The following is a 20,498-nucleotide window of genomic DNA, read 5'->3' as shown; positions in this document are numbered from 1 at the left end:
ACAAAGCTTGCGAACTCGTCGGCTTCGGCCTAAGTCACCGGCTCCGCCGGAGACGTGACGCAAAATGCCAAGGAACAAGAAACTCAAGCTGCTGATCATCGAAGCTCGCTTCTATGATGATCTGGCGGACGCGCTGCTCGAAGGCGCCAAGGGTGCGCTCGACGAAGCCGGCGCCAAGTACGATGTCGTCACCGTGCCGGGCGCGCTGGAAATTCCGGCCGTGATCTCCTTCGCGCTCGATGCCGCCGAGGGTGAGGGCACCGATTATGACGGCTTTGTCGCGCTTGGCACCGTCATCCGTGGCGAGACGCATCATTTCGATATCGTCGCCAATGAATCCGCACGCGCCCTGATGGATATGTCCGTGCAGGAATCGATCTGCATCGGCAACGGCATACTGACCACCGAAAACGACGAACAGGCCTGGACTCGCGCCAGGCGCACGGAGGGCGACAAGGGTGGCTTTGCCGCCCGTGCCGCGCTGTCCATGATCGCCGTGAAGAAACGGCTTGGAGCCTGATCGGCGTGACGCAATCCGGAGACAACGACCGACCACCGGTGCGCCAGGCCAACAAGCGCGGCGCTGCCCGGTTGGCCGCCGTGCAGGCGCTCTATCAGATGGATGTCGCCGGCAGCGGCGTCTTCGAGATCACCGCCGAATACGAAGCGTTTCGTCTCGGCAAGGAAGTCGACGGCGCGCTTTATCGCGAGGCCGACGCACAATGGTTTCGCGCCATCCTCGCCGGTGTCGTCGAGAATCAGAAGACGGTCGATCCGATCATCCGCCAGGCCCTGACCGAGGACTGGCCGCTGTCGAGGCTCGACTCGACGTTGCGCGCCATTCTGCGTGCCGGCGTCTACGAGCTGATGAAGCGCGAGGATGTCCCCGTCGCCGTCATCGTCTCCGAATATGTCGACATCGCCAAGGCCTTCTACGAGGAAGACGAGCCGAAGCTGGTCAATGCTGTGCTTGACCGTGTGTCTCGCCGGGTGCGTGGCGAGGGGCGCGGCAAGGACGCATCATGACGGCAATCGCCATCGAGGCAGGCAAGGATGCGCGGCGTACCACTTTGATCCTCGCTGCCTCGCAGGCGATCATTGGTTCTGCGGCTCCCATCGCCATATCCATGGGGGGGCTGGCCGGGCAGTATCTGCTTGGTCCCGACAAGTCGCTGGCAACGGCGCCGATCACCGGCTTCAACATCGGCGTGGCGCTCGGCGCGTTGCCGGCTGCGGCCATCATCCGCAGCATGGGCCAGCGCGGCGGCTTCATGACCGGCACGATCGTCACTGCGCTTGGCGGGCTGGTCGCGACAGCAGCGCTTTTCCACGGCAGTTTCTGGCTGTTCGCCTTCGGCCTGCTGGTGATCGGCGTCGGCGGCGCCTTCGTCCAGCAGTTCCGTTTTGCCGCCGCCGACAACGCGCCGCCGCAGTTCAAGGCGCGCGCCATCTCCTTCGTGCTGGCCGGCGGCATCGTCACCGCGGTCCTGGGGCCGCAGATCGTCATCTTCACCCGTGAATCGTTCGCGCCGGTGATGTTTGCCGGTTCGTTCGCCGCCATCCTGCCGCTGGCGGCGGTCGGCGCCATCATCCTGTCGTTCCTGCGCTTGCCTGCAAAGGTATCGGGCAAAGTCGAGATCGCCGACAGCGACGCCAGACCATTGGTCGAAATCGTTACCCACCCGCGCTTCGTCGCCGCGCTGTTCTGCGCCGTCGGCAGCTATGCGCTGATGAGCTTTGTCATGACCGGCGCGCCGTTGGCGATGGTTGGCTGCGGCCTGTCGGAGGACGATGCGACGCTCGGCATTTCCTGGCACGTCATGGCGATGTTCGCGCCGAGCTTCTTCACCGGCTCGCTGATCCATCGCTTCGGCGCCGAACGCATCGTCGCTGCCGGCCTGATCCTGCTCATCGGCTGCGCCATCGTCGCTCTGTCGGGCCTGGCGCTGTGGCAATTCTGGACGTCGCTGATCCTGCTCGGCCTTGGCTGGAATTTCAGCTTCATCGGCGCCACGGCGATGGTGGCGGCCAGCTACCGGCCGTCGGAGAAGGGCAAGGTGCAGGGCTTCCACGACTTTGTCCTGTTTGGCTCTGTCGCTTGCGCATCGCTGATGTCGGGCATGGTTTACAACGCCTGGGGCTGGACCATGCTGAACTGGATGGTCTTCCCGGTCACCGTTCTGTGCTTCGCCGCCCTCGGCGCGCTCAAGCTGACGGGTCTGCGCAAAGCCGACGCCTGACCCGGTCGCCGCATGCCTGACACGCCCTGTCAGTATGGTGCGGTCGAATCTGCCGCGCCCGAACAAAATTATTGCGCCTGTGCCAGATGTTATGAAACCGTGTGCCCCGACTGGCCGTTGAAGCCATGCTCATATGCGGCCGCCGCATTCCGGTTCACAGCAAGGGATTTCACAATGTTTTCAGTCAAGGTTTTGGCCAGCGCGGCATTGGCGCTTGGCATCACGGCGGCTTCCGCCAGTGCCCAGGTCGTTGTCTCCTCGAAGATAGACACCGAGGGCGGTGTGCTCGGCAACATCATCCAGCTCGTTCTCAACGCCAACAACATCAAGACATCAGACCGTATCCAACTCGGCGGCACACCGGTTGTCCGCAAGGCGATCACCGCTGGCGAGATCGACATCTATCCCGAATACACCGGCAACGCCGCCTTCTTCTTCGAGAAGGCCGACGACCCGGTCTGGAAGGATGCCGCCAAGGCCTATGAGACGGCCAAGAAGCTCGACTACGACGCCAACAAGATCGTCTGGCTGTCGCCGTCGCCTGCCAACAACACCTGGGCGATCGCGCTGCGCAAGGAGGTCGCCGAGACCAACAAGCTCGCCACGCTCACTGACTTCGGCAAGTATGTCACGGGCGGCGGCCAGGTGGTGCTGGCGGCATCCGCCGAGTTCGTCAATTCGGCGGCCGCACTGCCGGCCTTCCAGACCACGTATGGTTTCACGCTGAAGCCGGACCAGCTGATCACACTCTCCGGCGGCGACACGGCGGCAACCATCGCAGCCGCCGCCAATCAGACCAGCGGGGCGAATGCCGCCATGGTCTACGGCACCGATGGCGGCATCGCACCGTCCGGCCTGGTCGTGCTCGAGGACGACAAGGGCGTGCAGCCGGTCTACCAGCCGGCGCCGATCATCCGCGAAAAGGTGCTGAAGGAACATCCCGAGATCGAGACGCTGCTGAAGCCGGTCTTCGCCAAGCTCGACCTCGTGACGCTGCAAGAGCTGAACGGCCGCGTGCAGGTCGGCGGTGAGCCGGTCAAGGGCGTCGCCGAGGACTTCCTGAAAAAGAACGGCTTCCTGAAGTAGGACGATTCCGGCGCGCCGCATCCGKGGCGCGCCGGATCGACTGACGGGGGAGGGCGTGCAGATCCGGTTCGACAAGCTTGGCGTGGTCATCGCCGCGATAGTAGCTTACGCGGCTTTCGCTGCGCCCTTTGCCACGTTCCGCGCCAACCGCATCGTTCCCGGCCAGGCGCGCTCGATTCTCGAGGCGCTGCCGACGGCGACTGGGGCGCTGCTGCTCGCCATCATTGTTGCCGCCGCACTTGTCGCGCTGTTCAGGACACCGCTTGTCCTGCGCCTTGCCGCCAGCGTGGTGGTGCTTGCCGCGCTGGCGCTGCTGATCGGAGTCGCCGGCACATTTCTCACGCCGGCCGGCAACACCTTTGCGAGAGTGTCGCCTGCCTCCGGTTTCTGGATACTGATCTTCGCCTTCGCGCTTCTGCTGGCCGATGTGCTGACACGGCTGGACCTGTCGCCCTTGGCACGGATCGGCGTGCTTGTCGTGGCGGCTCTGGCGATCGGCCTGCTGTTGATTTCTGGAAGCTGGGATAACCTGTCGATCCTCAAGGAATACGCCAACCGCGCCGACAGTTTTTGGGCCGAAGGCTCCAAGCATGTGACGCTGGCGCTCGGCTCGCTGGCCGCGGCTGTGATCATCGGCCTGCCGCTCGGCATCCTCTGCCATCGCGTCGAAAGGCTGCGCGCCGGCGTGCTCAACGTGCTCAACATCATCCAGACCATTCCCTCGATCGCGCTGTTCGGCCTGCTGATCGCGCCGCTCGGCTGGGTCGCCACGCATGTGCCGGGGGCTGCCGCGCTTGGGATTCGCGGCATCGGCACAGCACCGGCTTTCGTCGCTCTGTTCCTCTATTCACTGCTGCCCGTGGTGGCCAACACCGTGGTCGGGCTCGCCGGCGTGCCGCGCGCCGCCAACGACGCGGCGCGCGGCATGGGCATGACCGACCGGCAGCGCCTGTTCGGCGTCGAGTTTCCGCTGGCATTTCCGGTGATCCTCACCGGCATCCGCATCGTTCTGGTGCAGAACATCGGCCTCGCCACCATCGCCGCGCTCATCGGTGGCGGTGGTTTCGGCGTTTTCGTTTTCCAGGGGGTTGGCCAGACGGCGATGGATCTGGTGCTGCTCGGCGCCGTGCCAACGGTCGCGCTCGCCTTCGCCGCCGCCATCATCCTCGACGCAGTGATCGAAATGACCGCCACCAAGCGCAGGGTTGAAACGGCATGATCGAGATCGAAGGCATTACCAAGCGCTACGATGCGACAACGGTCGTCGATGACGTCTCGATGGTCATCGAGCCGCGCACGGTTTGCGTCATTGTCGGCACGTCGGGTTCCGGCAAGACGACGCTGCTGCGCATGATCAACCGGCTGGTCGAGCCGACGGCTGGGGTCATCAAGCTCGACGGCGCGGACAATCGCTCGCTGCCCGGTTACGAACTGCGCCGCAGCATCGGCTACGCCATCCAGGGCCACGGCCTGTTTCCGCATCGCACGGTGGCGCAGAATATCGCCACAGTGCCGGTGCTGCTCGGCTGGGACAAGGCCCGCATCAAGGCCCGTGTCGACGAGTTGATGACGCTCTACCAACTCGATCCCGAAGCCTTCGGGCCACGCTACCCGCACGAACTGTCCGGCGGCCAGCAGCAGCGCGTCGGCGTTGCCCGCGCGCTCGCCGCCGAGCCCAACGTGCTGTTGATGGACGAACCGTTCGGCGCGCTCGATCCGATCATCCGCAACAAGGCGCAGGAAGATCTGCTGTCGATCCAGAAGCGCTTCGGCACCACCATCATTCTCGTCACCCACGACATGGAAGAGGCCGTGCACATGGGCGACAAGATCGCCGTTATGGATGCCGGCAAGCTTGTGCAGTACGCTAAACCCGCGGAGATCCTGGCAAATCCGGCCAGTGCCTTCGTCGAGACCCTGGTCGGCGCCAGCGAAAGACCGTTCCGATTGCTTTCGCTCGGCCGCGTGCGCGACGCCGTGGAGAAGGGCTCCGCCGAAGGCGAGGCGATCCCGGGCGACGCCAGCCAGCGCGATGCGCTGGCCGAACTGTTGTGGTCGGGCAGGCCGGCGCTGCCGGTCAAGGGCGCCGACGGCAAGCCGCTTGGCCGCGTCACCGTCGACGGTCTGGTCAAGCGCGCCGCGAGGCCGGCATGAAGGCCTGGCTTCCCTCGCTGCTCAGGCTGGCTTTGGTGGTGCTGCTCGTTGCCTTCGTCACCAATCCCGGCTGGTTCGAGCCGCTGCTGAAGCCGCTGACCGAGAACAATGCGCCGGTGATCTACAATCAGGGCAGCTTGCTGACGCTGACCTTGCTGCATTTACGCATCGTTCTGATCGCCACTGTGGCTGCAACCATCGTCGCTGTCGCGCTGGCCATCCTGGTCACGAGGCCCGCCGGCGCCGAGTTCCTGCCGCTGTCGCGCAGCCTGGTCAACATCGGCCAGACCTTTCCGCCGGTGGCGGTGCTGGCGCTCGCCGTGCCGGCGGTCGGCTTCGGCGAAAAACCGACGCTGATCGCGTTGTTTCTCTACGGCCTGCTGCCGATCTTCGAGAATGCGCTGACCGGCCTGACGACATTGCCGGCCAATGTCATGGAGGCGGCGCGCGGCGCCGGCATGACCGGTTGGCAAAGGCTCACCAAGGTCGAACTGCCGCTCAGCGCCCCGATCATCCTTGGCGGCATCAGGCTGTCGGTGGTGATCGGCCTCGCCACCGCCACCATCGGCTCGACGGTAGCCGCCAAGACGCTGGGCGAGGTGATCATCGCCGGCCTGTTGTCCAACAACCTCGCTTTCATCCTGCAGGGCGGCCTGATCGTGGCAGCCCTTGCCGTGCTGATCTATGACGGGCTTTCGGCGGTCGAACGCTACACGGCGCGCCGCATGGGCCGCGAAGTCGAGTAGCCACGTGCCGCGTCGAGATCGATTTCAATCGATCTAATAGGACAATGCCGATGGCCGCGGTCTCGTGGCCCTATGCCTTTTGGGCGAAAGCCGGGCAAAAACCGAACAATATCTTGACGTTCGCAGCCCTGTTTCGCATACACCGCTGCGAAGAGGCGGATTCCGTGCACGGGTCCGGTCTTTGTCTCAACGGCCCAGGGAGGGGTTCTTTTGGGCCATCAATCGAGGAAAATCCGGCAATGACAATTATTTCCGCCGTCATCGCCTGCGGTCTGCTTTCTGTCCTCTACGCCATCTGGGCGACACGTTCGGTCCTCGCGGCCGATCAGGGCAATGCACGCATGCAGGAAATCTCCGCGGCCATCCGCGAGGGCGCGCAGGCCTATCTGGCGCGCCAGTACACCACGATCGCCCTCGTCGGCGTCGTCGTGCTCATACTCGCCTGGTGGCTGCTTTCCATCACCGCCGCGGTTGGCTTCCTGATCGGCGCCGTCCTGTCGGGCGCCGCCGGCTTCATCGGCATGCACGTTTCGGTGCGAGCCAATGTGCGTACCGCGCAGGCGGCCTCCAACAGCCTCGCCGCCGGTCTCGACATCGCATTCAAGTCGGGCGCCATCACCGGCATGCTGGTCGCTGGCCTGGCGCTGCTCGGCGTGTCGATCTACTACCTCATACTCACCCACTTCATGGGCCTTCAGCCCAATGACCGCATCGTCATCGACTCGCTGGTTTCGCTTGGCTTCGGCGCTTCGCTGATCTCGATCTTCGCCCGTCTCGGCGGCGGTATCTTCACCAAGGGCGCCGACGTCGGCGGCGATCTGGTCGGCAAGGTCGAAGCCGGTATTCCCGAAGACGATCCGCGCAACCCGGCCACCATCGCCGACAATGTCGGCGACAATGTCGGCGACTGCGCCGGCATGGCCGCCGACCTGTTCGAAACCTATGCGGTGACCGTCGTCGCCACCATGGTCCTCGGCGCGATCTTCTTCGGCGGCACCGCCGTTCTGGGGGCGGCGATGCTCTATCCGCTCGCCATCTGCGGCGCCTGCATCCTGACCTCGATCGTCGGCACCTTCTTCGTCAAGCTCGGTTCCAACGGCTCGATCATGGGCGCACTCTACAAGGGCCTGATCGTCACCGGCCTGTTGTCCATCGTCGGCCTCGGCGTCGCCACCTCGGTTACCCTGGGCTGGGGCGAGATCGGCGTGGTTGCCGGCATGGCCATCACCGGCAAGAACCTGTTCATCTGCGGCCTGGTCGGGCTCGTGGTGACCGGTCTGATCGTGGTGATCACCGAATACTACACCGGCACCAACAAGCGCCCGGTCAACTCCATCGCCCAGGCGTCGGTGACCGGTCACGGCACCAACGTCATCCAGGGCCTTGCGGTCTCGCTGGAATCGACGGCGCTGCCGGCGATCGTCATCGTCGCCGGCATCATCTCGACCTATCAGCTCGCCGGCCTCTACGGCACGGCGATCGCGGTCACGACGATGCTCGGCCTCGCCGGCATGATCGTTGCGCTCGACGCCTTCGGCCCGGTCACCGACAATGCCGGCGGCATTGCCGAAATGGCCGGTCTGCCCAAGGAAGTGCGCCACTCCACCGACGCTCTCGACGCGGTCGGCAACACCACCAAAGCGGTGACCAAGGGCTACGCCATCGGTTCGGCCGGTCTCGGCGCGCTGGTGCTGTTTGCCGCCTACTCGAACGACCTGAAGTTCTTTGCCGCCAATGGCGACAAATATCCGTACTTCCAGGGCATGGGCGAGATCTCCTTCGATCTCTCCAACCCCTACGTCGTTGCCGGCCTGATCTTCGGCGGCCTGATCCCGTATCTGTTCGGCGGCATCGCCATGACGGCCGTCGGCCGTGCGGCCGGCGCCATCGTCGAGGAGGTGCGCAAGCAGTTCCGCGAGGATCCGGGCATCATGGCCGGTACGTCGAAGCCGAACTACGCTCGCGCTGTCGATCTGCTAACCAAGGCGGCGATCCGCGAGATGATCATCCCGTCGCTGCTGCCGGTGCTGGCGCCGCTCGTCGTCTATTTCGGCGTGCTGCTGATCTCGGGCTCGAAGGCGTCCGCCTTTGCCGCCCTCGGCGCCTCGCTGCTCGGCGTCATCGTCAACGGCCTCTTCGTCGCCATCTCGATGACCTCAGGCGGCGGCGCCTGGGACAACGCCAAGAAGTCCTTCGAAGACGGCTTTGTCGACAAGGACGGCGTCAAGCACCTCAAGGGTTCCGAAGCGCACAAGGCTTCGGTGACCGGCGACACGGTCGGTGATCCCTACAAGGACACCGCCGGTCCGGCCGTCAACCCGGCAATCAAGATCACCAACATCGTCGCGTTGCTGCTGCTGGCCGTGCTCGCGCACGGCTGAGCCATTGGCCCCAAGACAAAACCCGCGGGGAGCGATCCCCGCGGGTTTTTTGTTGCGCCGATGACCGGCCGCCCTTCAGTTCGTCCCTTTGGCGAGGCCTCGCTGCGAGCCTTGCCCACTGATCTCCCATAACAAAAACCCGCAGGATCGCTCCCGCGGGTTTTTGGTCGCCTGAGATGGTGCTGCTCTCCTCGAGGGAAGGCAGGTCTGAGATCAGGGAGTGCCGCCGCCCGGGATGCCGGGGGCCAGCTTGCTGGCGCCGTTGATGATCTGGCTGAGGAAGTTCTGGTCCTTGCCGCCGGTCGGCGTGGTGCGCGAGATGAAGTCGAACACCTTGCCGTCCTTCAAGCCGTAATTGGCGATCTGGGTGACGCGACTGTCGGGGCCGAAATAGACCGCCAGCACATGCTGGTCAATGAGGTGCGGCTTGTCGAAGGCGACATAGCGCTTGCGCGTCTGCGAAATGTAATAGAAGGCCTCGTTGTCGAAGGTTGCCGTCGTCGATGGCGTGCCGAGCGCCAGAAGCACCTGCTCGCGGCTCGAGCCGACCGGCACCAGGTCGATCGCCTGCTGGTCGATGACGTAGCCCTGGGTGAGGGTTTCACTCGGGCTGAGGTCACCGATCATCTTGGAGGTGTGGCAGGCGGACAGAGCCGAAACAATCACGAGCAGCGAGATCGCACCGGCGGGCCGGGACGAGAAGGTCGACTTGAAATTCAGCGCGCGCAACAACAACTCCATTAGCTGGCCGCAACTTGCGCTGGGCCGCAAAACCGGTAAACCAGCTTGCAGGCCGATGCAACAAGGCCATTTCAACAAACGGTCCCCGGGAGACCATCCCCAATGTTCCAGCGCTTTTTTGGCCGCGAACGCCATGCCAACCGCGCTATCACCGAGGCGCTTTACGCACAAATCGTGGCGGCGGCGCGGCAGACTGTGTTTTATTCCCATTGGAATGTGCCCGATACGCCGCTTGGCCGCTTCGAGATGGTGTCGCTGCACATGTTCCTGTTCCAGCACAGGTTGCACGGCGAGGAAGGCGTGGCGCAAGAGGTTGCGCAGGTGCTGATCGACGAGTTCTTCCTCGATGTCGATCATTCGCTGAGGGAATTGGGTATTGGCGATGTCGGCGTGCCCAAACGCATGAAAAAGCTGGCAAAAATGTTCTATGGCCGAACCGCCGCTTATGACGATGCCCTGGAAAGAAACGACCATGACGGGCTCACCGCGGCCCTTGCCCGCAATGTCCGGCCCGACACCGGCGCCTGGCCGGAAGCGTCGCTGCTGGCCAATTATGTCACCGACGCCCGCGATCAGCTGGCCACCCAGCCATCCGAATCGATAGTCTCCGGCACGGTGGCGTTTCCCGTCGCCAACGGAGGTTGATCGATGAAACACATTGACCCGCAAAGCCCGGTAACGTTTCGCGCGAACATCGCCCGTCTGCCCCACAAGGGGTTGCCGGTGGTGATCGAGGCTGACGCCGCGCAGCGCGCGGCGCTGGCCGAGGAGCACGGGCTGCTTTCGGTCGAAGCTTATCGCGCCGAGCTTCTGGTGACGTCATGGAAGCGCAATGGCGTGAAGGTCAGCGGTCGCGTCGAAGCCGACATCACCCAGGCCTGCATCGTCACACTCGATCCTGTCGAAGCGCATATCGACGAGCCGGTCGAAGCGCTTTTGCTGCCCGAGGACTCCAAGCTCGGACGGCAGGGTTTCGATGACGGCGGCGAGATCCTGCTCGACGCGGACGGACCGGACGCTCCCGAAACATTTTCCGGCGACACGATCGATGTCGGGGCGCTCGCCGAACAGTTCTTCGGACTGGCGATCGACCTATATCCGCGCAAGCAGGGCGCGTCTCTGGATGCCGGCGGCGAGAGCGAACCGGCGGAGAATGAATTTCAGCAAAAACTGCGATCCTTGCTGGGAAAATCCTGAAAACCATGCCCGCGACGGAAAAGTCGGTTGTGCGGCAGCCCAAAACCGCTATTTTCGCCGAACCTTCGCGACCACTAAAGCGACCTGCCGCCTAACCGTGAGATGAATACCGCGTGATCAGGATTTCCATCGATGCCATGGGCGGCGATCACGGACCAGCCGTGGTCATTCCGGCGCTCATGACGGTCGCGACCCGCCGTCCCGACATCCGCTTCGTCATCTTCGGACGTGAAGAGGTGGTGCGCCCTGAACTGGCCAAATTCCCGAAGCTGGCCGAGATCAGTGAATTCTTCCACTGCGAGATCGCGGTCAGGATGGACGACAAGCCTAGCCAGGCGCTGCGCCACGGCCGCTGGAAGTCGTCGATGTGGAAGGCCGTCGAAGCGGTCAAGGCAGCGTCGGCGGACGCCTGTGTCTCCGCCGGCAATACCGGTGCGCTGATGGCGATGTCGAAATTCTGCCTGCGCACCATGGCCACCATCGAACGGCCGGCGATTGCAGCGCTTTGGCCCACGACGCGTGGCGAAAGCGTGGTGCTCGACGTCGGCGCCACCATCGGTGCCGACGCCCATCAGCTTATTGATTTCGCCATTCTCGGCACAGGCATGGCGCGCTCGGTCTTCGGCATCACGCGACCGACGGTTGGCCTGCTCAATGTCGGTGTCGAGGAGATCAAGGGCCAGGAAGAAGTCAAGGAAGCGGGGCGCATGCTGCGCGAGGCCAACATGGCCTCGATGAATTATCATGGCTTTGTCGAAGGCGACGATATCGGCAAGGGTACGGTCGACGTTGTGGTGACCGAGGGCTTCGCCGGCAATATCGCCCTGAAGACGGCGGAAGGAACGGCGCGCCAGATAGCGGGCTATCTGCGCGCCGCGATGAGCCGCACCCTGATGGCCAGGATCGGCTACGTCTTCGCCAAGGGCGCCTTCAACCGCTTGCGTGAAAAGATGGATGTCGGGCGCTCGAATGGTGGCGTGTTCCTGGGATTGAACGGGATCGTTGTGAAGAGCCACGGCGGAGCCGATTCGGATGGTTTCGCCGCGGCGATCGAATTGGCCTACGATATGGTTCGCAACAATCTGCTCGACCGCATCGAGGCGGATCTGGACCTGTTTCATGCGCGCAATCCGCATACTCAGACATCTAGGAAATCCGACGTCGTTATCGACGCAAAGGAATAGGAAAGAACTTTGATCAGATCAGTCGTGCGCGGCACGGGCGCCGCGCTGCCCCGCCGAATTATGAAGAATGCCGATTTCGAAGGCATGGTGGAAACCTCCGACGAATGGATCGCCCAGCGCACCGGCATCCGCCAGCGCCATATCGCCGGTGATGACGAGACGACGGCTTCGCTGGGTGAAGCGGCGGCGCGTGCCGCACTTGTCGATGCCGGGCTGACGCCCGCCGACATCGACGTGATCGTGCTGGCCACCTCGACGCCCAACAACACTTTCCCGGCGACCGCCGTCGAGATCCAGAACCGGCTCGGCATGCATCACGGTTTTGCTTTCGACATGCAGGCGGTCTGCTCCGGCTTCGTCTATGCGGTGACAACCGCCGATCTCTACATCCGTGGCGGCCTGGCCAGGCGCGTCCTGGTGATCGGCTCGGAAACGTTCTCGCGCATCCTCGACTGGAGCGACCGCTCGACCTGCGTGCTGTTCGGCGACGGCGCCGGTGCCATGATCCTAGAGGCCGGCGAGGGGACTGGCGTGATCGCCGATCGTGGCGTCCTGGCGGCCAGCCTGCGTTCCGACGGTATCCACAAGGAGAAGCTCTTTGTCGACGGCGGGCCGTCGACCACGGGCACGGTCGGCCATCTCAGGATGGAGGGCCGTGAAGTCTTCAAGCATGCGGTCGGGATGATCACCGACGTCATCGAGGCGACGTTCTCGCAAGCCGGCATATCGGCCGATGACCTCGACTGGTTCGTGCCGCACCAGGCCAATAAACGAATTATTGACGCTTCCGCCAAGAAGCTCGGGATAGCCGAGCAAAAGGTGGTGGTGACGGTGGATTTGCACGGTAACACCTCGGCTGCTTCCGTGCCGCTGGCGCTGTCGGTGGCCGTCGCCGACGGGCGCATCAAGAAGGGCGATCTCGTGCTTCTGGAGGCCATGGGCGGCGGCTTCACCTGGGGTGCTGTTCTGGTTCGCTGGTAAGTGCCGAACGGTCCGGTTTCGGTCCTTGACCTTGCCGGATCAATTACTTAGGCTCTGCCGTTGTTGTGCCGAATTTAATGTTTTGAGCTGATGGGACGGTCGCATGGGGGGAAAGACACTTACGCGCGCCGACCTTGCCGAGGCTGTTTACCGGAAGGTCGGCTTATCGCGCACTGAATCGGCCGAACTTGTCGAAGCGGTGCTGGACGAGATCTGCGAAGCGATCGTCCGTGGCGAGACGGTGAAGCTGTCGTCCTTCGCGACATTCCACGTCCGTTCCAAGAACGAGCGCATTGGCCGCAATCCCAAGACTGGCGAAGAGGTGCCGATCCTGCCGCGCCGGGTGATGACCTTCAAGTCGTCGAACGTGCTGAAGAGCCGCATCTTGCGGTCGCATCAAAGCGGCAAGGCCAAGGGCGGCAAGTAGCCTCGGTCATCTCAGCGGTTGAAAACGGCGCCCCGCCATGACGCCGGGCTTGAATATTGTTTCACAAACCGCTGAAATAAAGCCCGATTCGGCAGGTAAGCCGGATCATCGTCCAGCGTGAGGATTCGCCCATGGACAAGAGCCCCGACGCCTTTCGTACCATCAGCGAGGTCGCCGAAGATCTCGACCTGCCGCAGCATGTGCTGCGCTTCTGGGAAACGCGTTTCAACCAGATCAAGCCGATGAAGCGCGGTGGCGGCCGCCGTTACTACCGGCCGCAGGATGTCGAACTGATCAAGGGCATCCGCCATATGCTCTACGACCAGGGCTACACCATCAAGGGCGTGCAGAAGCTGCTGCGCGAGAACGGCAATCATTTCCTGGTCGCCATCGGCAATGGCGACATGGCCGCCGTCGAGGCGATCTCGCAGCGGCGGCAGGCGGATCAAGTGCCGCTGACGCCTGCGGCCCAGCCGCGCGGCATGGATGACGAACTGGTTGGCCACCCGCGCGTCAAGCCGAGCCGCCGCTTTTTCGGCCTGGGCAAGGGCGATGAGGACGGTCCGGTTCAGCCGGACGCGTCGAAACTCTCGCGCGACAATCGCGCCTTGCTGCAGGAAGCGCTGTTCGACCTCCTGGAATGCAAGCGCCTGCTCGATCAGGTGCGCTGACCGCCTTCAGAGCAATATCGGCCTCTCGAAATCCGGAACCCGCCTTGGCGTCGGGCGTTACGTTTCCTTTAGCAATGCAAGGAAACACGTCATGGCATCATATTCGACCCTCTCGGACATCGACCTCGACAAGCAGGTCGCGGCTCTCACCAGGGAATTGGCCAGCCTGAAGAAGGCGGTGTCCAGGCGCGGCGGCGCCTACTACGAAGACGGTCGCGATGCCGCGCTCGACACCTATGCCGATCTTGCAGGGCGTCTGCGCGATGCGATGCCAGCCATCCGCAAGCAGGGCAGGGTCGTCGAGAAATCGGCGCGCGACCATCCGGCCGCGGCCGCCGCGGTCGGCCTTGTGATGGTCGGTCTCGTCGCCAGCCTGCTGTTCAGCCGACGCTAAATTGTCTCGCCTTGCCACGAGAAGACCAACCTTGGACAAGAAGCCAAGGCCGGTCTTCTCGTTGGCAGTCTGGTATGCCTAGGCCTTCTTCATCATCGGCTTCATGTGGTGATGATGATGGTAGTGATGCCGGTGATGGACGGGATGGTAGGGATGATGGTGATGACGATGATGATGCTTTGCCATCGAGGCCGGGGCAGCATCCGCATTCGTCGCGCCGATCACTGGCGCCGTGAAAGCAAGCGCAACCGCAAGCCCGAGGGCCGAGAGGAGGGACTTCTTCATGGGTCGTTTTCCTTTTTTAGCATGTCGATCGGGTCGATGACCCGATCGCCGCGAATGGGATTACGCTCCTGAATTTTTTCCTCGATATTTCCCGACTGTAGAATTTTGTTTCTGGACTGTTTCTAAGCAAATCGGGCTTCCACCATCATCATCGCCAGGGCCGAAAGGCCATGCTTTCCCGCCTGTTTTGCCTACATTGGCGGGGCCACGCCATTGTTTCCGACCACCACACGGCCGGAACTCAGCGTGCCGTCAGCCTCACGCTCAGCGGTGACGACAACCGTCGCACCTGGCTTGAGGTCGGTCGGCGTGGCCGGCGCGAAGGTCACGACAGGTGTGGTGTCGGGTATCGAAATCTTCTTCGTCTGCCCATTGTCATAGGTCAGCGTGACGGCTCGGCCGTTTACGTCGGTTACGTCGGCCACGGTGCCGTTGGTCATGCGGCTGTTGGGCTGCAGGTCCCAGGGGCGGTCGCCCTCGCCAGTGCCTTTCAAGGCTGCCGGAAAGACCACCACCTCCAGCGCGCCGCTGCCGCCATCGGCTTTCGATACGGAGGCGATGCCGAGGAAATCGCCTTGCTTGATGTCCTTCACGGATGCGCTGGCGACGCCTGATATCTTCCAGCCGGCATTGAGCTTGATGGCGGAGGTATCACCCTGGTGGGTTTTCACGGTCAGCAGCGATGGCTCGAAACTGGCCACAGTGCCGCGCACGCGCAGCGTGTCCGCCGCTTGAGCACCGCCGACACCGGCAGCGGAAAGGCTGGAAATCGTGCCGAGCACGACGATGATTGTCTTCAAGTTCATTGCAGAAATCCTTCCGGGAATGGCTGGCTGGAACCGGATGGTTTTCAGGCCAGCGACTCAGGGAATAACGAACGGGCGCGCCGAAACTGCCGGACAAAGCGCGACTGCACGGTCAAAACAACTTGATCGCGACGTGTGCGCGATCCGGCCGCGCAAGGCGCCTGCTTCACGATAGCGTGACGGTCAGATTGGTACTTGGCAAATCGCTGGCGAGCGGGCATGTTCCCGATCGTCTCAGGCAACTTCGTCATTTGATCAAACTCTTTCAGCTTACGGAGTTGCCAATGCCCAACACTGCAAAACGCGAAGCCCTCTCCGAATCGGTAGCCAATGAGATCGGGCCGGATTACAGCACTCTCAGAGCGATGCGGGAGACCCGCGGCTACAGTGTGGAAAAGCTTTCCCTGACATGCGGTCTGGCTGCCGACGAGATTGAGGATATCGAGAGCGGTAAGGTGACCGATCCGTTGAAGCTGCGTCGTATTGTGTCCGCGCTTCGACTTCCCCAGGACGCTTTGATCGCTTCGGCTGTGCACACGCCGGCCGCGCAAGGTCGATCCCTGGCATAATTCAACAACAGGCATGCCCGACAACCCGCCAAGGATAGCCTTGGCGGGTTTGTTTTTGTGGTGCGGCAGCCGCCTTGCCGCAACCGGGGCTTGCCGATTTGTATGTCGCACGTGTTTATACGCGCGGCGATCCGATCCGCTGTCCATCAAGTTCTGAACTATGGGTTTTCGATATGAGCCTGGAATCCGTTCGTGCCTTCTTCGCCGCTCGCGCGCCCGACATCGAAGTCATCGAGACGGAAGCGAGTTCGGCTACAGTGACGCTGGCGGCGGAGGCGCATGGCGTGCTGCCGGCGCAGATCGCCAAGACGATCTGCCTGCGCGTCGGCGATCGCACCATGCTGGTGGTGACCAGCGGCATCGCCAGGCTGGATAACCGCAAGTTCAAGGACCAGTTCGGCGGCAAGCCGCGCATGCTCGACGCCGCGGAGGTTATCGAAGCAACCAGCCACCCGGTCGGCGGCGTCTGCCCGTTCGGCCTGCCGGCGCCGCTGCCGGTCTATTGCGACATCTCGCTGCGCGAATTCGACGAGGTCGTGCCCGCCGCCGGCGCCACCAACGCCGCCGTGCGGCTCGGCCCGCAGCGCATGGTCGATCTCATTGGCGCCGAATGGGTCGATGTCTGCCAGGGCTAGCTTGGGGGCTCGCCGGCACCCGCGATCGCATCGGCGCGAAAGTCGCCGAATTTTGGTTGACCCGGGCGGGGTTATCACGATACATCGCGACCGGTCCGGAGTGTAGCGCAGCCCGGTAGCGCACTTGACTGGGGGTCAAGGGGTCGTCGGTTCGAATCCGGCCACTCCGACCATTCTTTCCTTGAAATCCCTGGTTCTTGTCGAGGCGCCTTCTGGCGCCTTTTCCGTCTTCGGAACGAAAGGCGCTCGATCGATTTCCGTATCCGGCCTGCTCAACCACCAAGAAACCCGAAATGCGGATGCTTTCTATTGTGCCCGCCGCGGGAGCAACCCGGCGGCAGCCGCATAGTTCCGTTGTGGACCCGCCTGCCGTCGTGACATTGTAGCAGTCAAGACTGCCTTCATCGACTGCAGGAATGGTCGTATGGACAAGAAAGAAGCCGCCCAGGAAATAATGCAGATCGTAAGAGGCGATCTGGCGAGCGCTAGAGACGCGGCACAAGGACAGCTATCCTGGCGACTGATCGATGAGGCGATGTCCAACCTTAGGCGGATCGCCTCAATTTTGAACCACGACGACAGAGAGCCGCCCAAACCCGCCAATTGATATTATCAAAGTCCCCGTCTGCCATCCCGGATACCAAGTGCACCGCCGCAGCATCGAACAGGGAACTGCGGTAATCTCGGCTGGCTCTGCGCTTTTCTTGAAAGGTCCGAAAAGGAGGTTGACGTGAAGATCAGGACGACAAGACACAATCATCCCGGTGAACCCGGCGTCATTCTGCTCGACCAGTCATTGCAAAACATGATCGTGGCGACCGACATACGCGATGGCGCAACGACGCTGTTCGGGACAGTAAATCTGCAGGTGAATTATTCCGGGCAGTACGACATCAGAGTCGAATTATCGCCAGGGGAACTCACGCAGGTCTACCAGCTGCTGGTCAAAAACCTCCTGGAGAAAATACAGGAACTTACGAGCGCTCAAGATCCTTGACGCTCGCAAACCAACCGCGTTCCACAGCTCGCTTTCTACCTTGGGCTTGAACCGGGTCCGGCCGCAACAGCCGCTGGTGCCTGTATTCCAGCGCGATGGCTCCCCAGATCAGGCCGAGCAGCAGGTAGACGTGGCGCCAGTGGTCGATGTCGATGAAGGTGCCGAGCCCGATATTGCCGATGAAGGCGACATAGGCGCACAACAAATAGGGTTGCCACGGCCGGTCGCGCAGCAGGATGCGGAATCCCGCTGCTATCGTCCAGGCGACGAGCGTCAGGAACGACACGAAGCCGAGCCAGCCATAGTCCATCAGCATCTTCAGCCAGATGTCGTGGGTGTCTTCGCCAAAAATCGTGCCGAAGACCAGCGGGCCGATGCCGAACGGATGTTCGAGCGCCATCTGGAAGCCGATTGCGTAGCGGGCGAAGCGGCCGAGGCGGGCGGTGTCGTAACTCTGTTCGAGATGAGCGCGGTTGGAAAACATCTCCGACACGCCGGGCAGCTGCAGGATGACGACCATGGCGACGACCAGCAGCGACAGTGCGGCAACCGTCATCACCACCACGCGCAGCCGGAACATGCCGCTGGCGCTCTGCAGGAACAGGCAGCCGGTGAGCAGGACAGCCGAAACGGCGAACATGCCCCAGGCGCCGCGCGAGAAGGAAAAGAAGATGCCGGCGGTGATGATCAACAGCGGCACCGCCAGCAGCGGCATGCGCGTGACCGGTCCGGTCAGGAGCAGATAGAGCAGATAGATGCCGGGCAGCACCAGGAACGGGCCGAACACATTCGGGTCCTGGAAGGCGCCGGCGGCACGGTCGTATTTGGTGAACATCTCGGCGCCCGGAAAGGCGTGGAAATAGCCCGCTATGCCGAGCAGCGAGGTTATCACCGCCGACACGACATAGGCGAAGAAGATCAGCCGGTAGAGACCGGGTTGCACCGCGGTCACCGAAGCGAAGAACACCGCGGTGAAGGCGAGAAACAGCGAGACGGCGAGATAGAGCGGCGTGTTGGCGAGATCCGCCATCTGCGTCATCGCCATCATGCCACCGATGTTCATCGTCACCAGCAGCACCAGCAGTGGCATTGCCGCGCGCGAGAGCCTGAGGCCGAAGAGAGCCCAGATGGCGATCAGCCCGGCCATGTAGAGTTCATAGGGCGCTGGTTCGCTGATGACGAAGCCGGACAGGAATATGCCGACGAACACCGCCGCCGAGGAAATCAGCGCGATCAGCTTGGCGTTGACCGGGGCCTGCGGCAGCTCATGGGAAATCGCGCTCAATAGGCGTTTTCCGTGTTCAGCAGCCGGGCCGGCGTCAGGAACAGGATCCGCAAATCGAACAGCAGCGACCAGTTCTCGATGTAATAGAGGTCGTACTCCGTCCGCATGCGGATCTTCTCGTTGGTGTCCATCTCGCCACGCCAGCCATTGATCTGCGCCCAGCCGGTGACGCCGGGCTTGACCTTGTGACGCGCGAAATAGCCGTCGACCACTTCGTTGTAGAGAAGGTTGTGCGACTGCGCGGCGATGGCGTGCGGGCGCGGGCCGACCAGCGACAGCGAACCCAGCAGCGAATTGAAGAACTGCGGCAGCTCGTCGATCGAGGTCTTGCGGATGAAGCGGCCGACGCGGGTGACGCGCGGGTCGTTCTTGGTCACCGTCTGCTTGGCGGTCGGGTCGGCCTTGTCCGTATACATCGAGCGGAACTTGTAGACTTCGATGATCTCGTTGTTGAAGCCGTGCCGCTTCTGGTGAAACAGCACCGGCCCCTTGCTGTCGAGCTTGATGGCGATAGCGGTCGCCAGCATCACCGGCGAGAACACGACAATGCCGATCAGGCTGAAGACGATGTCGAAGGCGCGCTTGGCGACCGAATCCCAGTCGTTGATCGGCCTGTCGAAGATATCGAGCATCGGCACCGAGCCGATGTAGGAATAGGCGCGCGGGCGAAACTGCAGCGCGTTGGAATGCGCCGACAGCCGGATGTCGACCGGCAACACCCACAGCTTCTTCAGCAGCTGCAGCACGCGCGATTCGGCGGTCAGCGGCAGCGATACGATCAGCATGTCGATGCGAGCGATGCGGGCGAACTCGATCAGCTCTGAAATGGTGCCGAGCTTGGGATAGCCGGCGACGATGGGCGGTGAGCGCTTGTCGCCGCGATCGTCGAAGATGCCGCAGATGCGGATATCGTTGTAGGGCTGCTTTTCGACCGAGCGGATCAGCATTTCAGCCGCCTTGCCACCGCCCACGATAACGGCGCGCCGCTCCATGCGGCCATCGCGCGCCCAGCGCCGGATCAGCTTCGACATCACAAGCCTGAGGCCGAAGATGAGAACAAAGCCCACGACGAACCAGGTGCCGAACAAGAGGCGCGAATAGTCTTCCGACATCTTCATGATGAATGCCGTCAGCGCCATGAGGGCGAAAGTGCCGGCCCAGACCAGCAGCACGCGGCCGAAATTGGCAATAGGCCGCATCAGGGCCACGATCTGGTAGCAGTCGGTGACGTCGAGCAGCACCACGGCAAGGAACGACGACGCGGCGATCGTCAGCGGGTATTGCCAGGCGAGATAGTTGAAGAACCCGACATAGTAGAAATAGACGCCGAGCCCGGACAGAAGCAGCATGCCGAATTCGACCATGCGCAGCACGCCGCTCACCATGATCGGCGACATCGTATCGCGCCTGTACTGCGACGCGACCTGGCGGGCGACATCGTTCATGCCGCCGGGCGTGTCGCCTTCGGCCGGGCCGTCGAATTTACGCACCGCCTCTGGTGAAAAGCGGCGCGCGGGGTCGATCTCGTTCATGGGGCTTTCCGCAAGCTTCCCTACGGTGAATAGCAAAAGAGAGCTAAGAAACCCTTGAAACAACAAGTGGCTTTGAAACGGCCTGGGGCTTGAGGCCTAGTGCATGTCGCGCAAAAGCGGCACCGGTCTGGGGCAACGATATCCTAAAACAAAGACTTAAGCGCATGGCCTGAATCCGTTTCAACGC

Annotated in this window: 24 protein-coding genes and 1 tRNA gene; 20 read left to right on the top strand and 5 right to left on the bottom strand. The window is 62.7% G+C overall.

Going from position 1 to position 20,498, the window contains the following annotated elements; all coding sequences use genetic code 11:
- The first annotated feature begins 64 nt into the window (after positions 1 to 64).
- The 8 genes from ribH to AC1DZU_RS16315 all read left to right on the top strand — a co-directional run bounded on the left by ribH (position 65) and on the right by AC1DZU_RS16315 (position 8,607).
- Complete coding sequence (gene ribH / locus AC1DZU_RS16350) at positions 65 to 520, top strand: 6,7-dimethyl-8-ribityllumazine synthase (RefSeq protein WP_477286307.1); 456 nt, start codon at positions 65 to 67, stop codon at positions 518 to 520.
- 5 nt (positions 521 to 525) lie between these two features.
- Complete coding sequence (gene nusB / locus AC1DZU_RS16345) at positions 526 to 1,026, top strand: transcription antitermination factor NusB (protein WP_095081158.1); 501 nt, start codon at positions 526 to 528, stop codon at positions 1,024 to 1,026.
- Positions 1,023 to 2,240 (top strand): MFS transporter, encoded by a 1,218-nt coding sequence (locus tag AC1DZU_RS16340; RefSeq protein ID WP_477286305.1) that lies wholly within the window; start codon positions 1,023 to 1,025, stop codon positions 2,238 to 2,240. Before nusB ends, AC1DZU_RS16340 begins: the two co-directional genes overlap by 4 nt.
- Positions 2,241 to 2,414: 174 nt before the next feature.
- On the top strand, positions 2,415 to 3,326 hold the full coding sequence (gene osmF / locus AC1DZU_RS16335) for a glycine betaine ABC transporter substrate-binding protein OsmF (protein WP_477286303.1): 912 nt from the start codon (positions 2,415 to 2,417) through the stop codon (positions 3,324 to 3,326).
- A gap of 55 nt (positions 3,327 to 3,381) precedes the next feature.
- Entirely contained in the window at positions 3,382 to 4,545 is a 1,164-nt protein-coding gene (locus AC1DZU_RS16330; protein ID WP_477286301.1) for an ABC transporter permease, read from the top strand.
- The gene (locus tag AC1DZU_RS16325; protein ID WP_477286299.1) at positions 4,542 to 5,480 is read left to right on the top strand and encodes an ABC transporter ATP-binding protein; all 939 of its coding nucleotides are present in this window, start codon (positions 4,542 to 4,544) and stop codon (positions 5,478 to 5,480) included. The genes AC1DZU_RS16330 and AC1DZU_RS16325 overlap by 4 nt, the downstream gene beginning before the upstream one ends.
- Positions 5,477 to 6,226, top strand: coding sequence for an ABC transporter permease (locus tag AC1DZU_RS16320; RefSeq protein ID WP_477286297.1), 750 nt, complete (start codon positions 5,477 to 5,479; stop codon positions 6,224 to 6,226). Before AC1DZU_RS16325 ends, AC1DZU_RS16320 begins: the two co-directional genes overlap by 4 nt.
- Positions 6,227 to 6,465: 239 nt before the next feature.
- The gene (locus tag AC1DZU_RS16315) at positions 6,466 to 8,607 is read left to right on the top strand and encodes a sodium-translocating pyrophosphatase (RefSeq protein ID WP_095081313.1); all 2,142 of its coding nucleotides are present in this window, start codon (positions 6,466 to 6,468) and stop codon (positions 8,605 to 8,607) included.
- Positions 8,608 to 8,820: 213 nt separating this feature from the next.
- On the opposite strand, the gene AC1DZU_RS16310 is transcribed toward AC1DZU_RS16315, so the two are convergent.
- On the bottom strand, positions 8,821 to 9,336 hold the full coding sequence (locus tag AC1DZU_RS16310) for an outer membrane protein assembly factor BamE (protein ID WP_457152675.1): 516 nt from the start codon (positions 9,334 to 9,336) through the stop codon (positions 8,821 to 8,823).
- 114 nt (positions 9,337 to 9,450) lie between these two features.
- Between AC1DZU_RS16310 and AC1DZU_RS16305 the strand changes: the two genes are divergently transcribed.
- From AC1DZU_RS16305 to AC1DZU_RS16275, 7 genes are all read left to right on the top strand, one after another.
- The gene (locus AC1DZU_RS16305) at positions 9,451 to 9,993 is read left to right on the top strand and encodes a ubiquinol-cytochrome C chaperone family protein (protein WP_477286294.1); all 543 of its coding nucleotides are present in this window, start codon (positions 9,451 to 9,453) and stop codon (positions 9,991 to 9,993) included.
- A 3-nt stretch (positions 9,994 to 9,996) separates the two neighbouring features.
- Positions 9,997 to 10,545 (top strand): YceD family protein, encoded by a 549-nt coding sequence (locus AC1DZU_RS16300; RefSeq protein WP_477286292.1) that lies wholly within the window; start codon positions 9,997 to 9,999, stop codon positions 10,543 to 10,545.
- A 113-nt stretch (positions 10,546 to 10,658) separates the two neighbouring features.
- A complete protein-coding gene (gene plsX, locus AC1DZU_RS16295) occupies positions 10,659 to 11,729 on the top strand; it encodes a phosphate acyltransferase PlsX (RefSeq protein ID WP_095081177.1) in 1,071 nt (356 codons plus the stop codon).
- Between the two features lie 9 nt (positions 11,730 to 11,738).
- A complete protein-coding gene (locus AC1DZU_RS16290; protein WP_477286289.1) occupies positions 11,739 to 12,710 on the top strand; it encodes a beta-ketoacyl-ACP synthase III in 972 nt (323 codons plus the stop codon).
- Positions 12,711 to 12,813: 103 nt separating this feature from the next.
- Positions 12,814 to 13,137, top strand: coding sequence for an integration host factor subunit alpha (locus tag AC1DZU_RS16285; RefSeq protein ID WP_111545727.1), 324 nt, complete (start codon positions 12,814 to 12,816; stop codon positions 13,135 to 13,137).
- A gap of 131 nt (positions 13,138 to 13,268) precedes the next feature.
- Positions 13,269 to 13,808: a MerR family transcriptional regulator gene (locus tag AC1DZU_RS16280; protein ID WP_477286287.1), complete on the top strand. Its 540-nt coding sequence runs from the start codon at positions 13,269 to 13,271 to the stop codon at positions 13,806 to 13,808.
- Between the two features lie 91 nt (positions 13,809 to 13,899).
- A complete protein-coding gene (locus AC1DZU_RS16275) occupies positions 13,900 to 14,202 on the top strand; it encodes a hypothetical protein (protein ID WP_477286285.1) in 303 nt (100 codons plus the stop codon).
- A 78-nt stretch (positions 14,203 to 14,280) separates the two neighbouring features.
- On the opposite strand, the gene AC1DZU_RS16270 is transcribed toward AC1DZU_RS16275, so the two are convergent.
- Both AC1DZU_RS16270 and AC1DZU_RS16265 read right to left on the bottom strand, forming a co-directional pair.
- On the bottom strand, positions 14,281 to 14,487 hold the full coding sequence (locus AC1DZU_RS16270) for a hypothetical protein (protein WP_477286283.1): 207 nt from the start codon (positions 14,485 to 14,487) through the stop codon (positions 14,281 to 14,283).
- A gap of 191 nt (positions 14,488 to 14,678) precedes the next feature.
- A complete protein-coding gene (locus tag AC1DZU_RS16265) occupies positions 14,679 to 15,293 on the bottom strand; it encodes a hypothetical protein (protein ID WP_477286281.1) in 615 nt (204 codons plus the stop codon).
- A 284-nt stretch (positions 15,294 to 15,577) separates the two neighbouring features.
- On the opposite strand from AC1DZU_RS16265, the gene AC1DZU_RS16260 reads away from it, so the two are divergent.
- From AC1DZU_RS16260 to AC1DZU_RS16240, 5 genes are all read left to right on the top strand, one after another.
- On the top strand, positions 15,578 to 15,862 hold the full coding sequence (locus AC1DZU_RS16260) for a helix-turn-helix domain-containing protein (protein WP_477286279.1): 285 nt from the start codon (positions 15,578 to 15,580) through the stop codon (positions 15,860 to 15,862).
- A gap of 173 nt (positions 15,863 to 16,035) precedes the next feature.
- Positions 16,036 to 16,497: a YbaK/EbsC family protein gene (locus AC1DZU_RS16255; protein ID WP_477286277.1), complete on the top strand. Its 462-nt coding sequence runs from the start codon at positions 16,036 to 16,038 to the stop codon at positions 16,495 to 16,497.
- 96 nt (positions 16,498 to 16,593) lie between these two features.
- A tRNA-Pro gene (locus AC1DZU_RS16250) sits at positions 16,594 to 16,670 on the top strand.
- A gap of 251 nt (positions 16,671 to 16,921) precedes the next feature.
- Positions 16,922 to 17,104: a hypothetical protein gene (locus AC1DZU_RS16245; RefSeq protein ID WP_477286275.1), complete on the top strand. Its 183-nt coding sequence runs from the start codon at positions 16,922 to 16,924 to the stop codon at positions 17,102 to 17,104.
- Positions 17,105 to 17,227: 123 nt separating this feature from the next.
- Positions 17,228 to 17,494 (top strand): hypothetical protein, encoded by a 267-nt coding sequence (locus AC1DZU_RS16240; protein ID WP_477228830.1) that lies wholly within the window; start codon positions 17,228 to 17,230, stop codon positions 17,492 to 17,494.
- Here AC1DZU_RS16240 and AC1DZU_RS16235 read toward each other — a convergent pair.
- The gene (locus AC1DZU_RS16235) at positions 17,472 to 18,779 is read right to left on the bottom strand and encodes an O-antigen ligase family protein (protein WP_477286272.1); all 1,308 of its coding nucleotides are present in this window, start codon (positions 18,777 to 18,779) and stop codon (positions 17,472 to 17,474) included. The genes AC1DZU_RS16240 and AC1DZU_RS16235 overlap by 23 nt on opposite strands.
- Positions 18,776 to 20,311, bottom strand: a complete 1,536-nt coding sequence (locus tag AC1DZU_RS16230) for an undecaprenyl-phosphate glucose phosphotransferase (RefSeq protein ID WP_477286270.1) — start codon at positions 20,309 to 20,311, stop codon at positions 18,776 to 18,778. Before AC1DZU_RS16230 ends, AC1DZU_RS16235 begins: the two co-directional genes overlap by 4 nt.
- Between the last annotated feature and the right edge of the window lie 187 nt (positions 20,312 to 20,498).

The organism is Mesorhizobium sp. P2_A12 (assembly GCF_056405075.1).
This window is presented reverse-complemented; position numbering and strand designations above follow the sequence as displayed.

Coding starts and splice junctions, on each gene's coding strand:
- osmF (WP_477286303.1), top strand. CDS start 2,415: ATGTTTTCAGTCAAGGTTTTGGCCAGCGCGGCATTGGCGCTTGGCATC.
- AC1DZU_RS16265 (WP_477286281.1), bottom strand. CDS start 15,293: ATGAACTTGAAGACAATCATCGTCGTGCTCGGCACGATTTCCAGCCTT.
- AC1DZU_RS16245 (WP_477286275.1), top strand. CDS start 16,922: ATGGACAAGAAAGAAGCCGCCCAGGAAATAATGCAGATCGTAAGAGGC.
- AC1DZU_RS16260 (WP_477286279.1), top strand. CDS start 15,578: ATGCCCAACACTGCAAAACGCGAAGCCCTCTCCGAATCGGTAGCCAAT.
- AC1DZU_RS16300 (WP_477286292.1), top strand. CDS start 9,997: ATGAAACACATTGACCCGCAAAGCCCGGTAACGTTTCGCGCGAACATC.
- ribH (WP_477286307.1), top strand. CDS start 65: ATGCCAAGGAACAAGAAACTCAAGCTGCTGATCATCGAAGCTCGCTTC.
- AC1DZU_RS16255 (WP_477286277.1), top strand. CDS start 16,036: ATGAGCCTGGAATCCGTTCGTGCCTTCTTCGCCGCTCGCGCGCCCGAC.
- AC1DZU_RS16325 (WP_477286299.1), top strand. CDS start 4,542: ATGATCGAGATCGAAGGCATTACCAAGCGCTACGATGCGACAACGGTC.
- AC1DZU_RS16285 (WP_111545727.1), top strand. CDS start 12,814: ATGGGGGGAAAGACACTTACGCGCGCCGACCTTGCCGAGGCTGTTTAC.
- AC1DZU_RS16280 (WP_477286287.1), top strand. CDS start 13,269: ATGGACAAGAGCCCCGACGCCTTTCGTACCATCAGCGAGGTCGCCGAA.
- AC1DZU_RS16320 (WP_477286297.1), top strand. CDS start 5,477: ATGAAGGCCTGGCTTCCCTCGCTGCTCAGGCTGGCTTTGGTGGTGCTG.
- AC1DZU_RS16270 (WP_477286283.1), bottom strand. CDS start 14,487: ATGAAGAAGTCCCTCCTCTCGGCCCTCGGGCTTGCGGTTGCGCTTGCT.
- AC1DZU_RS16315 (WP_095081313.1), top strand. CDS start 6,466: ATGACAATTATTTCCGCCGTCATCGCCTGCGGTCTGCTTTCTGTCCTC.
- AC1DZU_RS16305 (WP_477286294.1), top strand. CDS start 9,451: ATGTTCCAGCGCTTTTTTGGCCGCGAACGCCATGCCAACCGCGCTATC.
- AC1DZU_RS16340 (WP_477286305.1), top strand. CDS start 1,023: ATGACGGCAATCGCCATCGAGGCAGGCAAGGATGCGCGGCGTACCACT.
- AC1DZU_RS16275 (WP_477286285.1), top strand. CDS start 13,900: ATGGCATCATATTCGACCCTCTCGGACATCGACCTCGACAAGCAGGTC.
- AC1DZU_RS16230 (WP_477286270.1), bottom strand. CDS start 20,311: ATGAACGAGATCGACCCCGCGCGCCGCTTTTCACCAGAGGCGGTGCGT.